This window comes from Acidovorax sp. Leaf160 (genome assembly GCF_001424265.1).
In the GTDB taxonomy this organism is placed as follows: Bacteria; Pseudomonadota; Gammaproteobacteria; order Burkholderiales; family Burkholderiaceae_C; genus Paracidovorax.
Genome location: NZ_LMOV01000004.1, coordinates 61,449 through 75,853 on the forward strand (window position 1 = coordinate 61,449; position 14,405 = coordinate 75,853).

The 14,405-nt window shown below is 69.0% G+C and carries 12 protein-coding genes; 4 read left to right on the top strand and 8 right to left on the bottom strand.

The genetic code is table 11. The features are described from left to right. Positions 1 to 35: 35 nt before the first annotated feature. Positions 36 to 962, top strand: a complete 927-nt coding sequence (locus ASF94_RS03980) for a DMT family transporter (RefSeq protein ID WP_056661899.1) — start codon at positions 36 to 38, stop codon at positions 960 to 962. 41 nt (positions 963 to 1,003) lie between these two features. After that, positions 1,004 to 1,522 (top strand): hypothetical protein, encoded by a 519-nt coding sequence (locus tag ASF94_RS03985; RefSeq protein ID WP_056661902.1) that lies wholly within the window; start codon positions 1,004 to 1,006, stop codon positions 1,520 to 1,522. Between the two features lie 20 nt (positions 1,523 to 1,542). Here ASF94_RS03985 and ASF94_RS03990 read toward each other — a convergent pair whose 3' ends face one another. The 8 genes from ASF94_RS03990 to urtA form a co-directional block, all read right to left on the bottom strand. After that, a complete protein-coding gene (locus tag ASF94_RS03990; protein ID WP_056661906.1) occupies positions 1,543 to 2,571 on the bottom strand; it encodes an aliphatic amidase in 1,029 nt (342 codons plus the stop codon). 58 nt (positions 2,572 to 2,629) lie between these two features. After that, complete coding sequence (locus tag ASF94_RS03995) at positions 2,630 to 2,995, bottom strand: zinc ribbon domain-containing protein (RefSeq protein ID WP_056661909.1); 366 nt, start codon at positions 2,993 to 2,995, stop codon at positions 2,630 to 2,632. 13 nt (positions 2,996 to 3,008) lie between these two features. Further along, positions 3,009 to 4,235 carry a formamidase gene (fmdA, locus tag ASF94_RS04000; protein WP_056661912.1) on the bottom strand — a complete coding sequence of 409 codons (1,227 nt, stop codon included), beginning with the start codon at positions 4,233 to 4,235 and terminating at the stop codon, positions 3,009 to 3,011. 22 nt (positions 4,236 to 4,257) lie between these two features. Next, positions 4,258 to 4,947 (bottom strand): urea ABC transporter ATP-binding subunit UrtE, encoded by a 690-nt coding sequence (urtE, locus tag ASF94_RS04005; protein ID WP_026432495.1) that lies wholly within the window; start codon positions 4,945 to 4,947, stop codon positions 4,258 to 4,260. 262 nt (positions 4,948 to 5,209) lie between these two features. Then, positions 5,210 to 5,953, bottom strand: a complete 744-nt coding sequence (gene urtD, locus ASF94_RS04010) for an urea ABC transporter ATP-binding protein UrtD (RefSeq protein WP_056661915.1) — start codon at positions 5,951 to 5,953, stop codon at positions 5,210 to 5,212. A 27-nt stretch (positions 5,954 to 5,980) separates the two neighbouring features. Beyond that, positions 5,981 to 7,198: an urea ABC transporter permease subunit UrtC gene (gene urtC / locus ASF94_RS04015; RefSeq protein WP_056661918.1), complete on the bottom strand. Its 1,218-nt coding sequence runs from the start codon at positions 7,196 to 7,198 to the stop codon at positions 5,981 to 5,983. Between the two features lie 43 nt (positions 7,199 to 7,241). Continuing rightward, entirely contained in the window at positions 7,242 to 8,156 is a 915-nt protein-coding gene (gene urtB, locus ASF94_RS04020; protein WP_056661921.1) for an urea ABC transporter permease subunit UrtB, read from the bottom strand. 111 nt (positions 8,157 to 8,267) lie between these two features. Then, the gene (urtA, locus tag ASF94_RS04025) at positions 8,268 to 9,512 is read right to left on the bottom strand and encodes an urea ABC transporter substrate-binding protein (RefSeq protein WP_056661924.1); all 1,245 of its coding nucleotides are present in this window, start codon (positions 9,510 to 9,512) and stop codon (positions 8,268 to 8,270) included. 271 nt (positions 9,513 to 9,783) lie between these two features. Here urtA and ASF94_RS04030 point away from each other — a divergent pair, with 271 nt between their 5' ends. Next, complete coding sequence (locus ASF94_RS04030) at positions 9,784 to 13,245, top strand: ATP-binding protein (protein WP_056661927.1); 3,462 nt, start codon at positions 9,784 to 9,786, stop codon at positions 13,243 to 13,245. Then, positions 13,232 to 14,155 carry a response regulator gene (locus tag ASF94_RS04035; RefSeq protein ID WP_056661930.1) on the top strand — a complete coding sequence of 308 codons (924 nt, stop codon included), beginning with the start codon at positions 13,232 to 13,234 and terminating at the stop codon, positions 14,153 to 14,155. The genes ASF94_RS04030 and ASF94_RS04035 overlap by 14 nt, the downstream gene beginning before the upstream one ends. Positions 14,156 to 14,405 lie beyond the last annotated feature (250 nt).

The window sequence follows — 14,405 nt, forward strand, 5'->3', positions numbered from 1 at the left end:
CTGCCGCTTCCACGGTCTTCACCCGGCGCGGCACGGTGTTTCTGCTGGCCCTTTTGTGCTGCCTGCTGTGGGGCAGCTCGTTCCCGGCCATCAAGTCGGGCTATGCCCTGCTGGGCATCGCGGGGGACGACATCCCGTCCAAGCTGGTGTTCGCCGGCTGGCGCTTCCTGGCCGCGGGCCTGATGCTGCTGGCCTGGGGCGCGGCCACCGGCCGGCGGCTGGGCGGCTGGCCGCCTTCGGTGTGGCGCCAGCTCGTCGTGCTGGGCCTGCTGCAGACCAGCGTGCAATACGTGTTCTTCTACATCGGCCTCGCGCACACCACCGGCGTCAAGGCCTCGATCATGAACGCCACCAGCACGTTTTTCAGCGTGCTGATGGCGCACTGGCTCTATCACAACGACCGCCTCACCTGGCGCAAGTCGCTGGGCTGCGCCGCAGGGTTCGTGGGGGTGATGGTGGTCAACCTGGGCGGCCTGGGGGGCGGCTGGGCGGGCGCGCTCACGGGCGTGGAATTCACGCTGCTGGGCGAAGGCTTCGTGGTCATCGCGGCGCTGGTGCTGGCCGTGGGCGGCATCTACGGCAAGGGCATCTCGCAGCACATGGACCCGGTCGCCATGACCGGCTGGCAACTGGTGGTGGGCGGCGGCGTGCTGCTGGCGGCGGGCTACGCGCTGGGCGGCTCGCTCGGGCACGTCACGCCGGCCTCGTCGGCGCTGCTGGTCTACATGGCGGTGCTGTCGGCGCTGGCGATCTCGATCTGGAGCCTGCTGCTCAAGCACAACCGCGTGAGCCTCATCACCGCGTTCAACTTCATGATCCCGGTGTTCGGCGCCCTGCTGTCGGCCCTCTTCCTGGGCGAAAGCATCCTGGAATGGCGCAACGCCATCGCGCTGGTGCTGGTGTGCTGGGGCATCTGGCTGGTGACGCAGGCGCCTGCGGCGGGCCGGCCAGGCCGGGGCTGAGGCCGACGGGGCGGCCGGCCCCCGTGCCGGACAATCGGGCGATGAACGATTCCACCCTGCCATCCGCCGACGAGGCGGCACACGACACCCCTGGCGACGCACCCATCCAGGAAGCGCGCCTCTGGCGCGACGAGCGCTGGACGGCCGAAGTGATCAAGAACGAAGACGACGACGGCTGGGCCGTGTCCATGACGCTGCGCGGCGAATCCGAGCCGGCGCTGGTCGGCCCCTGGACGATGGGCCGCGACAAGAAGAACCCCAAGCCGCTGGACGTGGCGGCCTTCCACACGCTGGTCAAGACCGCGTCGGAAGTGCTGCGCCGCCACGAGCAGCAGCTGCATGCGCAGCTGCACAAGGCGGTGACGGTGGGCGCGGGCGACGAGCTCGTGCGCGTGGCGCTGCGCATCGTGCCCGACGAGGAATATCCGTACGCCGTGCTCACGGCCCACGACGACGCCGGCCAGCTGCTGGGCGAGGCGCGCGTGGAAGCGAACTACAAGCTCAGCCAGGCCAGCGCGCTGGCCTGGGTCGAGAGCGATTATTCGCCCCGGGGGCGGTAGGCGCGGGAAATGCGCCCGGTCTATTCCTCGCCGTGGGGAATGCCGTCGACAGGGCATTGCGCCGTGCCCACGGCAGCGCGCGTGACGGCCTCGGCCGTGCGGCGCGCGGCCGCCGGGTCGGTCACCCACTGGCGGTAGAAGCCGTAGGGGCAGTCCGCCACGCCCTGCTCGCCCTCGCCCGAATTCAGCACGCCGGTATAGCCCCGGTGCAGCAGCTTGAAGAGGTGGTTCTCGCTCTGGCCGTGCCGGCGGAAGTCGCGGATCAGGTGCTTGGAGAGCGCTGCGTACTGCACGCCCATTTCCTCCTCGCCGCATTCGCCCAGCGTGCGGCCGTCGAAGCCGATCAGCGCGCTGTGGCCGAAGTAGCTGTAGACGCCGTCGAAGCCGGCCGCATTCGCCACCGCCACGTAGCTGTTGTTGGCGAAGGCCATGGCCTTGCTCATCAGGATCTGCTGCTCCTTGGCCGGGTACATGTAGCCCTGGCAGCGCACGATCAGCTCGGCCCCCTGCATGGCGCAGTCGCGCCAGATCTCGGGGTAGTTGCCGTCGTCGCAGATGATGAGGCTGATCTTCAGGCCCTTGGGGCCGTCGGTGACGTAGGTGCGGTCGCCGGGGTACCAGCCCTCGATGGGCGTCCACGGCATGATCTTGCGGTACTTCTGCACGATCTCGCCCTGGTCGTTCATGAGGATGAGCGTGTTGTAGGGCACCTTGCGCGGGTGCTCTTCATGCCGCTCGCCGGTGAGCGAGAACACGCCCCACACCTTGGCCTTGCGGCAGGCGGCGGCGAAGATCTCCGTTGCCTCGCCAGGGATGGTGGCGGCCGTGTCCATCATCTCCTGCCGGTCGTACATGATCCCGTGGGTGCTGTACTCGGGAAAGATGACCAGGTCCATGCCCGGCAGGCCGGTCTTCATGCCGACCAGCATGTCGGCGATCTTGCGGGCGTTGTCCAGCACCTCGGCCTGGGTGTGCAGCCGGGGCATCTTGTAGTTGACGACCGCGACGCCGACGGTGTCGTCGCTGCTCGAAATATCGCCGTGGATCATGGCGTGGGCTCCAGGGGAAGAGGGGTCGGTGGACGAAAGGGTGGCTCGGGCCCGGTGCTCAGTGGCTGATCATCCAGGGCCGCTTCGACGGGAAGGCCTTGGCGCCGTTGGGCGCGGTGACGGTGGCGCTGCGCTTGCCGCCACCCCCGCCGCTGCAGCAGCCGCAGCCCGCGGGGTGGCGCAGGCGGCCGTAGCTGCCGGCCTCGGTGTCGCGCGAGGAGCGGGGCGCGTGGCGCGCGCGCTCGTTGGTGTCGTGGGCCCGGCGCTGCTCCGGGCTCACGCACGCGAGGTGCGGCGCGCTCGCGAAGACGCGCGGCGAGGCCGCGCTGCACACCGGGCAGGCGGCGGGCTCGTTGCGCTGCGCCAGGCTGCGCAGCGCGTCGAAGCCGCCGCAGGCGGGGCACTGGTAGTCGTAGGTCGGCATGGGCGCGGCGCTTTCAGGCGAGGTCGGGCGACAGCGGCATGTCGATGCTGCCGTCCAGCATCTTCTGCGGGCCGGCGGCCGTGGGGTTGATGTCGAAGTCGAAGATCTGCGTGGGCAGCCAGAGCGTGGCGCAGGCGTTGGGCACGTCCACCACGCCGCTGATGTGGCCCTGCACCGGCGCCGTGCCCAGGATGGAATAGGCCTGCGCGCCGCTGTAGCCGAACTTCTTCAGGTATTCGATGGCGTTCAGGCAGGCCTGGCGGTAGGCCACGTTCACGTCCAGGTAGTACTGCTTGCCGGCCTCGTCCACCGAGATGCCCTCGAAGATCAGGTAGTCGTTGTAGGTGGGCACGATGGGGCTGGGCTTGAAGATCGGGTTCTTGATGCCGTACTTGGCCATGCCGCCCTTGATGAGCGTGACCTTCATGTGCACCCAGCCGGCCATCTCGATGGCGCCGCAGAAGGTGATCTCGCCGTCGCCCTGGCTGAAGTGCAGGTCGCCCACGCTCAGGCCCGCGCCGTCCACATAGACCGGAAAGTACACCTTCGATCCGCGCGACAGGTCCTTGATGTCGCAGTTGCCGCCATGCTCGCGTGGGGGCACGGTGCGGGCGGCCTCGGCGGCGGCCTTGTCGCGCGCCTCGCCGGTCATCTTGCCCATGTGGGCCGTGCCGGGCGACGGCGGGTTGGCCAGGCCCGCGGTCGGGTCGCTGTCGATCAGTGCCTGCTCGCGGGCGTTCCACTGGTCGAGCATGGCCTTGTCGGGCAGGCAGCCGATCAGGCCGGGGTGGATGAGACCCGCGAAGTTCACGCCCGGAATGTGCCGCGAGCTGGTGAACATGCCCTTGAAGTCCCAGATCGACTTCTGCGCCTCGGGGAAGTGCTCGGTCAGGAAGCCGCCGCCGTTCTTCTTCGAGAAGAAGCCGTTGAAGCCCCAGAGGCTGTCCTGCTTGGCGCCGATGTCCAGCAGGTCCACGACGAGCAGGTCGCCGGGCTCGGCACCCTTCACTCCCACCGGGCCGGAGAGGTAGTGCACGGTGGTCAGGTCGATGTCGCGCACGTCGTCGGCGCTGTCGTTGTTCTTGATGAAGCCGCCGGTCCAGTCGAAGGTCTCCAGGATGAAGTCGTCGCCCGGGTTGACCCAGCAGGCCATGGGAATGTCCGGGTGCCAGCGGTTGTGGATGTTCTCGTTCTCGGTGGGCGACTTGGTGAGGTCAACTTTGATGAGGGTGTCGGTCATGGCAGGCTCCTTCGTTGGTGGGTCAGACAGAGAGGTAGGACTTGATGCGCTGCTGGTCGGTGTCGGCGCGGGTGGTCTCGTGCACCAGCCGGCCGCCTTCGATGACGAAGAGCCGGTCGGCCACGTCCATCGCGAAGCTCAGCACCTGTTCGGACACGACGATGGTGAGCTGGCGCATCTTCCGAATCTCGTTGAGCGCCTTCGCGATGTCCTTGATGATCGAAGGCTGGATGCCTTCGGTGGGCTCGTCGAGCAGCAGCACCTTGGGGTCGGTGACGAGGGCGCGGGCGATGGCCAGCTGCTGCTGCTGGCCGCCGGAGAGGTTGCCGCCCTTGCGGCGGCGCATGTCCCAGAGCACGGGGAAGAGCGCGTAGATTTCGTCCGGGATGCGCTTGTCCTTGGCGTTCTCCAGGCCGGTCTGGATGTTCTCCTCCACCGTGAGGGTGGGGAAGATCATGCGGCCCTGGGGCACGTAGGCGATGCCCTTGGCGACGCGACGGAAGCTTTCGTCGCGCGTGACGTCCTGGTCCGCCACGCGGATGCTGCCGCTCTTGGTGGGCAGCACGCCCATCAGGCTCTTGAACAGCGTGGTCTTGCCCATGCCGTTGCGGCCCATGATGGCGACGGTCTCGTTGGCATGGCCTTCGAACGAGATGCCGTGCAGCGCCTCGCTCTGGCCGTAGGCGACGTGCAGGTCGGTGACTTTCAGCATGGGATGGCTCCTGGGACGTCCGTTGGCTTCATGGCGTTCGTGGTGGCGGGTGCAAAGGCTGAGGGGGTAGACAGGCGCGAGGTCTGCGCACGGGCCGGGACCGCCGGGTGGCCCCTTCCGCGAATGTCCCCCGGCTTCGCCTCCTCCTTGACTTCGCTGCAGGGGCTACCCGGCACTCCCGGCCGGTTCAGCGCTCTGCCGTGCCGGGCCTGGGACTGGCAGGGGGCCTGCCGCCGCTCTGGATCAGGTTCGCGCCGCATGGTCAATGCCCCAGATAGACGTCGATGACCTTGGGGTCGGCCTGCACCTTGTCCATCGGCCCCTCGGCCAGGATCTTTCCCTGGTGCATCACCGTCACCTTGTGCGCAATGCGCTTGACGAACTCCATGTCGTGCTCGATCACGATCACCGCGCGGTTGCGGCAGATGCGCTCCAGCAGTTCGGCCGTCAGCTCCCGTTCGCGGGCGCTCATGCCGGCGATGGGCTCGTCCAGCATCAGCAGCTCGGGCTCCTGCATCAGCAGCATGCCGATCTCCAGCCACTGCTTCTGGCCGTGCGACAGCAGCCCGGCCTCGGTCTCCAGGCGGTCGGCCAGGCCGATGTCCTGCGCCACGGCCTGCACGCGCTCCTTCACCGCATCGGTGCAGCGGAAGGCCAGCGCGCCGAACACCGTGCGGCCGGTGGGGTAGGACACCTCCAGGTTCTGGAAGACCGACAGGTTCTCGTAGATCGACGGCGTCTGGAACTTGCGGCCGATGCCCAGGCGCACGCGCTTGTGCTCGGCCATGCGGGTCAGCTCCTCGTTCTTGAACTTGATGCTGCCGCCCGTGGCGCGGGTCTTGCCGCAGATGAGGTCGAGCAGCGTGGTCTTGCCGGCGCCGTTGGGGCCGATGATCACGCGCAGCTCGTTCCTGTCCACGTACAGCGTCAGGTTGTCGATGGCCTTGAAGCCGTCGAAGGAGACGGTGAGGTCTTCCACGGCCAGGGCGAAGTCGGTGTTGCTCATGAAGGGGCTCCTGCGCGGTGTGCGTGTTCAGACGCCCTGCTGGCGCGTGCCTGGCGGCAGCGGCGCGGCGGGGTGCGACGGGGCGGTGGCGGGCGCTGGCGGCTGCGCATCGGCGGCGGCGTTGGGCCAGGGCACGGGCGGCGGCACGGCGGCGCGGCGCAGGGCCTCGCGGCGGCCCTTCCACCAGGGCACGATGCGCTCTTCCCAGAGGCCGGCCAGCCCCATCGGGAAGGCCATGGTCACGCCGATGAAGAGCGCCGCCATGAGGAACAGCCACAGGTCCGGGAAGCTCTCGGAAAAGTACGTCTTGCCCGCATTCACCAGCAGCGCGCCGTAGACCGCGCCCACCAGGCTCATGCGCCCGCCCACGGCGGCATAGATCACCATCTCGATCGACGGCACGATGCCCACGAAGCTCGGCGACATGAAGCCCACCTGCAGCGTGAACAGCGCGCCGCCGATGCCCGAGAGCGCCGCCGCCAGGCAGAAGGTGAAGACCTTGAAGTTGGCCACGTCGTAGCCCGAGAAGCGCACGCGGTCTTCCTTGTCGCGCATGGCCAGCAGCAGCGTGCCCAGCTTGCTGGTCTGGATGTAGCGGCACAGCACGATGGACGCCACCAGCAGCGCCACGCAGACGTAGTAGAGGATGACCTTGGCGCTGTCGGTGCGCGTGTCCCAGCCCCAGAGGGTCTTCAGGTCGGTCATGCCGTTCACGCCGCCCGTGTAGCCCTGCTGGCCGATGATGAGCACCGTGCAGATCAGCGCCACCGCCTGCGTGATGATGGCGAAATAGACGCCGCCCACGCGGCGCTTGAACATGGCGAAGCTCACGATCCAGGCCAGCAGCGTGGGCACCACCACCACCGCCGCCAGCGCGAACGGCAGGCTCTTGAACGGCACCCAGAACGCGGGCAGCGCCGTGATCTGGTTCCAGTCCATGAAGTCCGGGATGCCGGGGGTGGACTGGATCTTGGTGCTGATGGGGTCGGAGGCCTCGAGCTTCAGGAACATGGCCATCGCGTAGCCGCCCAGGCCGAAGAACACGCCCTGGCCCAGGCTCAGCACGCCGCCGTAGCCCCACACCATCACCAGGCCGATGGCCACGAAGGCGTAGGTCAGGTACTTGCCCACCAGGTTCAGGCGGAAGACGTCGAGGGCCAGCGGCAGCACCACGGCCAGCAGCACGGTGAGCAGCACCAGGCTGGCGAGCTGGTAGCGCTGGACCCAGGCTTTGAGGGCGTTCATGGGAAGACTCCGGTAGGGGCGAAAGGATCGGAAGCGCCGCGGTTCAGCGGCGTACCTTGGAGGCGAACAGGCCCTGCGGCCGCACCATGAGGATCAGCACGATCAGCGAGAGCGTGATGACCTTGGCCATGGAGCCGGCCAGGAAGAACTCGGTGATCGACTGCGTCTGCGCGATGCCGAAGGCCGACACCACCGTGCCCAGCAGGCTGGCCGCGCCGCCGAAGGTCACGACGAGGAAGGCGTCGACGATGTAGAGCGAGCCCGAGGTCGGCCCCGTGGAGCCGATGGTGGTGAAGGCCGCGCCCGCCACGCCGGCGATGCCGCAGCCGATGGCGAAGGTGAGGCGGTCGGTCTTCTTGGTGTCGATGCCGATGGCGTTGGCCATCACGCGGTTGCTCACGGTGGCGCGCACCCGCAGGCCCCAGCGGCTCCTGTGCAGCGCGATCAGCACGCCGGCCGTCACCACCACGGTGAGCGCCAGCACGAACAGGCCGTTGATGGGAATGTCCAGCCCTTCGGCCGGCGCCCAGGAGCCCATCAGCCAGTCGGGCAGCGTGGGGCTGACTTCCTTGGGGCCGATGAAGGTGCGAAAGCACTGCTGCAGCGCCAGGCTCACGCCCCAGGTGGCCAGCAGCGTGTCCAGCGGGCGCTTGTAGAGGTGGCGGATCAGGCTCCACTCCACCAGCCAGCCCGCCACGAAGGCAAAGCCGAATGCGGCCACGATGGCCAGCGGGAAGTAGAACGGCATGAAGTCGGGCGCGTACTGCGCCGTCAGCGTCGAGCCCAGGTAGATGGTGTAGGCGCCGATGGTCATGAACTCGCCATGCGCCATGTTGATCACGCCCATCTGGCCGAAGATGATCGCCAGGCCCAGGCCCATGAGCAGCAGCACCGCGAACAGGCTCAGGCCCGCGAAGCCCTGCATCAGGCCGATGTTCATCATTTCGGAGAAAGTCATGGTGCAGCTCCTGCGTGCAAGACCATCGGGGAAGAGGGAAACGGTGCATGCAGCGGCCCGCCCGCCGGGGCGGCAGGCCGCTGCGCATCACCTGCCTGATCGGGGCAGGACTTACTGATAACCCTTGGGGAATGGATCGGGCTTGATGAGTTCGGGCGATTCGGAAACCACCTTGAACGTGCCGTCCGGCTGGCCGACCGCGATGCGCGACTTGCTCCAGAGGTGGTGGTTGGCGTCCACCTTCACGTAGCCCTCGGGCGCGGTCTTGAGCTCGATGCCGGGCGATGCCGCCACCACCTTGTCCACGTCGAAGCTCTTGGCCTTTTCCACCGCGGCCTTCCAGAGCCAGGGGCCCAGGTAGCCCGCCTGCGTCACGTCGCCGATGACGGCGTTGGGGCCGTACTTGGCCTTGAAGGCGGCCACGAACTTCTTGTTGTTCTCGTTGTCCAGCGACTGGAAGTACTTCATCGACGAATAGAAGCCCGCGAAGTTCTCGCCGCCCACGCCGGTCATCTCGTCCTCGGTGACCGACAGCGTCACCAGCAGCTGCTTGTCGCCGGTGATGCCGGCGGCCTTCAGCGCCTTGTAGAAGGCCACGTTGGAGCCGCCCACCACGGCCACGAAGATGCAGTCGGGCTTTTGCAGCTTGATCTTGTTCATCAGCGAGCCGAAGTTGGTGCTGCCCAGCGGGTAGTACTCCTCGCCGACGACCTTGCCCTTCTGGAAGTTCTCGATGTGCTTGCGGGCGATCTTCATCGAGGTGCGCGGCCAGATGTAGTCCGAGCCGATCAGGAAGAAGGTCTTGGCCTTCTTTTCCTTCTGCGCCCAGTCCAGGCTGTAGAGGATCTGCTGCGTGGCTTCCTGGCCGGTGTAGATCACGTTCTTGGACTGCTCCAGGCCTTCGTAGAACGTGGGGTAGTAGAGCAGGCCGTTTTCCTTCTCGAACACCGGCAGCACGGCCTTGCGCGAGGCGCTGGTCCAGCAGCCGAACACGGCGGCGCAGTGGTCGTTGATGAGCAGCTTCTTGGCCTTCTCTGCGAAGGTGGGCCAATCGGAGGCGCCGTCTTCCTTGATGACCTTGATCTTGCGGCCCAGCACGCCGCCCATGGCGTTGATCTGGTCGATGGCCAGCTGCTCGGCCTGGATGGAGCCGGTCTCCGAGATCGCCATGGTGCCGGTGGCCGAGTGCGTCACCGCCAGCTTGGTGGTGTTGACCTGCGCAGTCGGCTGCGCGAAGCCCCAGGCCGGCAGGCCGGCGACGGACGCAGCGCCCATGGCTTGCAGCAGGCGGCGCCGGCCCGCGTCGGCGGTGACGGGGGCGGCAGAAGGGTTGCGGGGGTCGAGAGGGTGCTTCATGAAGGCGCTCCTTGCGTCTGGCGGGGGATGAACGGCGACGGATCTGTCGTCCGGGCAGCGGGATGGCCGCGCTGGAATGAAGATTAGGGAGAACCCTGGGCGAAGCCCATACGTCAATTAACGTAGAGCGTTCGCCTTCGCCTTCGCGCTTGCCGCTGCCGCTGCCGCTGCCGCTGCCGCTGCCGCTGCCGCTGCCGCTGCCGCTGCCGCTGCCGCTGCCGCTGCCGCTGCCGCTGCCGCTGCCGCTGCACTGCTGCATGCGCTCCGGGCCATGCCTTCGTCCCCCGACGCCCCCGCCGCAACGCAGACGATCTTTCGCTTCCGCCGCGAATACAACACCTGGGTGGCCGACGAGACCATGGAGGACTACGCCCTGCGCTACACGCCCAAGGCCTTCCGCCGCTGGAGCGAATGGCGGGTGGCCAACACGGCGTTCGGCGCGCTGTCGTTCCTGGCGCTCGAAGCCATCGGCGGCGCCATCGCGCTCAACTACGGCTTCGCCAACGCCCTGTGGGCGATCCTGGCCGTGGGCGTGGTGATCTTCCTCACCGGCCTGCCCATCGCCTATTACGCGGCGCGGTACGGGCTCGACATGGACCTGCTCACGCGCGGCGCCGGCTTCGGGTACCTGGGCTCCACCATCACCTCGCTGATCTACGCGGTGTTCACCTTCATCTTCTTCGCGCTGGAGGCAGCCATCATGGCGCTGGCCCTGCAGCTGGTGGTGGACTGGCCGCTGCAGTGGTGCTATGTGCTCTCGTCCATCGTCATCCTGCCCTTGGCGATGCGCGGCATCACGCTCATCTCGCGCCTGCAGGCCTGGACGCAGCCGCTCTGGCTCTTCCTGCTGCTGCTGCCCTTCGTCTGGATCGCTCTTGCGCAGCCGCAGCTCTACCGCGACTTCGCCAGCCTCTCGGGCCTGCGCAGCGGCAGCAGCGCCTTCGACGGCCTCATGTTCGGCGCGGCCTGCGCGGTCATCTTCTCGCTGGTGGTGCAGATCGGCGAGCAGGTGGACTTCCTGCGCTTCCTGCCGGAGCGCACCGCCGCCAACCGCTGGCGCTGGTGGGGCGCGGTGCTGGTCGCCGGGCCGGGCTGGATCGTGATGGGCATGCTGAAGATGGCGGGCGGCGCCTTCCTCGCCTTCGCGGCGCTGCAGTTCGAGGTCGGCACGCACCGCGCGGCCGAGCCCACGCAGATGTTCCTGGCGGGCTTCCAGCAGGTCATGCAGGCCTTCGGGCTGCCCGGCCTGGCCGTGGCCGTCACCGTGGTGTTCGTGGTCGTCTCCCAGGTCAAGATCAACGTCACCAACGCCTATGCCGGCTCGCTGGCCTGGTCCAATTTCTTCGCCCGCGTCACCCGCAGCCATCCGGGGCGGGTGGTGTGGCTGGTGTTCAACGTGGGCATCGCCACGCTGCTCATGACGCTGGGCGTGTTCGGCGCGCTCGAACAGGTGCTGGCCATCTACAGCAGCGTGGCCATCGCCTGGGTGGGCGCGCTGGTGGCAGACCTGGTCATCAACAAGCCGCTGGGCCTGTCGCCCCAGGGCATCGAGTTCCGGCGCGCGCACCTGTACGACTTCAATCCCGTGGGGCTGGGCGCCATGCTGCTGGCCGCCGGCGTGGCCAGTTGCGCGCATGCCGGGCTGCTGGGCGACGCGGCGGCCGCGTTCTCGCCCTTCATCGCCCTGGCGATGTCGATGGCCCTGTCGCCGCTGCTGGCCTGGGCCACGGGCGGCCGCTACTACCTGGCCCGCCCGCCCGACGCGCAATGGCGGCCGGGCGAGGTGGTGCGCTGCGCCGTGTGCGAGAACGCCTTCGAGTCGGAGGACATGGCCCGCTGCCCGGCCTACGGCGCCGCCATCTGCTCGCTGTGCTGCTCGCTCGAATCGCGCTGCCACGACCGCTGCAAGACCGGCTCGCGCGCGGGCGAGCAGCTGCGGGCGCTGGCCGCGCTGATGTTGCCCCGCGCCTGGGCGCTGCGCGTGAACGTGCGGCTGGGCCACTACCTGATGGTCTGGGTGTCGCTCTGCGCCGTGATCGCCTTCCTGGTGGGCGTGGTCTACGCGCAGGAGGCGCTGGACACGCCCGCGCAGTTCCTGCGCATGCCGTTCCTGAAGATCTGCGCCCTGCTGGCGCTGCTGGCGGCCGTGTGCGCCTGGTGGGTGGTGCTGAGCACCGACAGCCGGCGCATCGCGCAGGACGAGTCGGAGCGCCAGACCCAGCTGCTGCTGCAGGAAATCGAAGCCCACAAGCGCACCGATGCCGAGCTGCAGGCCGCCCGCGACCGGGCCGAGTCCGCCAACATGGCCAAGACCCGCTACGTCGCCGGCATGACGCACGAGCTGCGCTCGCCGCTCAACAGCATCCTGGGCTACACGCAGATCCTGCTGAGGAACCCGCCCGATGCCGCCGCGCTGCGCGACGCGCTCTCCACCATGGAGCACAGCGGCCGCCACATGCACGCGCTGATCGACGACTCGCTGGAGCTGGCCCGCATCGAGGCCGGCCGGCTGCGGCAGGACCTGGCGCCCCTGCCGCTGGCCGAGCTGGTGCGCGACGTGGAAGGCATGCTCCGGCCGCAGGCCGAGGCCAAGGGCCTGGCCTTCGCGGTGGAGGTGCTGGGCTCCATGCCCGCATGGATCCGCACCGACGCCAAGCGGCTGCGGCAGATCCTCATCAACCTGCTCTCCAACGCCGTGCGCTTCACCCAGCGCGGCGAGGTGCGGCTGCGGCTGGACTTCCGCGCCCACGTGGCCCGCATCGAGGTACAGGACACCGGCATCGGCATCGAGCCGCAGGACCTGGAGCGCATCTTCCTGCCCTTCGAGCGCGGCAGCGCTGGCCGCCGCGCCAGCGAGATCGGCACCGGCCTGGGCCTGACCATCACCCACCTGCTGACCGAGCTGATGGGCGGCCAGCTCAGCGTGCGCAGCACCGCCGGCCAGGGCAGCACCTTCACCGTGCGCCTGTACCTGCCCGGCATCGCGCCCGACCCGGCCTGGAGGCCGGCGCAGGCCGTGGCGCTGCGCCCGGTGGTGGGCTTTCTGCCGCCGCACCGCACGCTGCTGGTGGTGGACGACCAGCCCCTGCAGCGCCAGCTGCTGGCGGGCCTGCTGGTGCCGCTGGGCTTCACCGTGCAGGAGGCCGCCAGCGGCCGGGAATGCCTGGAGATCGTGCGCCAGTCGCCGCCCGACCTGGTGCTGCTGGACATCAGCATGGACGATATCGACGGCTGGCAGACCGCCACCCTGCTGCGCGCCCGCCTGCCCGCCGCCGAGCTGCCCATCGTGTTCGTGTCGGCCAACCAGTTCGACGCCGACCCCGCCCGCGTGGCCGCCCACGGCTGCCAGGGCTTCGTGGGCAAGCCGGTCGTCGAGTCGGAACTGCTGCAGGCGCTGCAGTCCGCGCTGGGGCTGCAGTGGGTACACCACGTGGCGCCCGCGGCGGCGGCCGATGCCCGCGCCGATGCCGCTACCGCACCGGCATCGCACGCCGCAAGGCCTGCGCCCGAGGGCCTGCTGCCGGAGGCCTTGCGCAGCGAGCTGCATGCGCTCGCCCGCTCGGGGCAGGCCGCCGCGCTGCGCGAACGCCTGCGCCACGCGCGCGCGGCAGGGCCGGCGCACGAGACCCCGCTGATGCGCCTGCAGACCCTGGCTGACGCGCTCGACTTCGACGAGTTGACGCGGCTGCTGCGCGAACCCGAACCCGATGTCGATACCGATGAGCTCCACTGAACCTTCCCCTGCCCTTGGCCCGCATCCGGCGCAGCGCGTCATCCTGGTGGTGGACGACGACCTCGCCACGCTGCGCATGCTGGGCGATGCGCTCACAGCCGAGGGCTACGCCGTGCTGGCCGCGCGCGATGCCGACGAGGCGCTGCGGCGGCTCGACCTGTCCGTGCCCGACGGACTGCTGCTGGACGCCGTCATGCCCGGCATCGACGGTTTCACGCTGTGCGAACGCATCAAGGCCACACCGCCCTGGTCGCACATTCCGGTGGTGTTCATGACGGGGCTGTCGGAAACCGAGCAGATCGTGCGCGGCTTCGCCGCCGGCGGGGTGGACTACGTGGTCAAGCCGCTGCGCCTGCCCGAGGTGCTGGCGCGCCTGGCCACGCACATCGCCAACGCCCGCGCCGCCCGCCTGGCCCGCGATGCGGTGGACGTGGCCGGCATGGGCGTGGTGGTGCTGGACGGGCAGGACCGCATCGCCTGGCGTTCTCCCCAGGCCACCCGCTGGCTGGAGGCCGCCTTCGCCGCCGACCCGGCGCCGGCGCGCGCCATGGCCCGCTGGCTGGCCGAGGCGCAGCGCCAGCAGGGCGAGGGCGCCGTGCCGCTGCTGGAAGGCCAGCGTCTGTCGGCGCGGCCGCTGGGCGCCAGCGGCCTCGGGGAAACCATGCTGCTGCTGTCGGTGGACGCCGCCGGAGCCCAGGCGGCCGGTCGCGCGCCCCCCACCCCGCTCACGCCGCGTGAAACCGAGGTGCTGTCGTGGATCGCCAAGGGCAAGACGAACCGCGACATCGCGGAGATCCTGGGCATGAGCCCCCGCACCGTGAACAAGCACCTGGAGCACATCTTCGAGAAGCTGGGCGTGGAGACGCGCACCGCCGCGGCGGCGCTGGCGGGGCAGCTGCTGCAGGACTGACTGGGGAGTACGAACGCGGCGTGTGCGCCCGTTCGCCCTTGCGGGCGGTGCAGGGCGGGGTCAGGACGTGCCGGATGGCGCGCCCATTTCCTGCCTTTTGCGCCTCCAGCGCCCATCCTGCAAGCGCGGGCAGCTATCATTTTTGATTTTGCCTTCTCCGGCAGGGCGGGGCGCAGAAGCCCCTGCCAAAACCGGCTGCCCTGCCGATCGCCGAAAATGCCGGGTTGTGCCAGGGGCTGCGGTCCCGATC

What these genes read in the sequence shown, in the direction of transcription:
- ASF94_RS03985 (WP_056661902.1), top strand. Translation starts at nt 1,004, where the DNA reads ATGAACGATTCCACCCTGCCATCCGCCGACGAGGCGGCACACGACACC.
- ASF94_RS03990 (WP_056661906.1), bottom strand. Translation starts at nt 2,571, where the DNA reads ATGATCCACGGCGATATTTCGAGCAGCGACGACACCGTCGGCGTCGCG.
- ASF94_RS03995 (WP_056661909.1), bottom strand. Translation starts at nt 2,995, where the DNA reads ATGCCGACCTACGACTACCAGTGCCCCGCCTGCGGCGGCTTCGACGCG.
- fmdA (WP_056661912.1), bottom strand. Translation starts at nt 4,235, where the DNA reads ATGACCGACACCCTCATCAAAGTTGACCTCACCAAGTCGCCCACCGAG.
- urtE (WP_026432495.1), bottom strand. Translation starts at nt 4,947, where the DNA reads ATGCTGAAAGTCACCGACCTGCACGTCGCCTACGGCCAGAGCGAGGCG.
- urtD (WP_056661915.1), bottom strand. Translation starts at nt 5,953, where the DNA reads ATGAGCAACACCGACTTCGCCCTGGCCGTGGAAGACCTCACCGTCTCC.
- urtC (WP_056661918.1), bottom strand. Translation starts at nt 7,198, where the DNA reads ATGAACGCCCTCAAAGCCTGGGTCCAGCGCTACCAGCTCGCCAGCCTG.
- urtB (WP_056661921.1), bottom strand. Translation starts at nt 8,156, where the DNA reads ATGACTTTCTCCGAAATGATGAACATCGGCCTGATGCAGGGCTTCGCG.
- urtA (WP_056661924.1), bottom strand. Translation starts at nt 9,512, where the DNA reads ATGAAGCACCCTCTCGACCCCCGCAACCCTTCTGCCGCCCCCGTCACC.
- ASF94_RS04030 (WP_056661927.1), top strand. Translation starts at nt 9,784, where the DNA reads ATGCCTTCGTCCCCCGACGCCCCCGCCGCAACGCAGACGATCTTTCGC.
- ASF94_RS04035 (WP_056661930.1), top strand. Translation starts at nt 13,232, where the DNA reads ATGAGCTCCACTGAACCTTCCCCTGCCCTTGGCCCGCATCCGGCGCAG.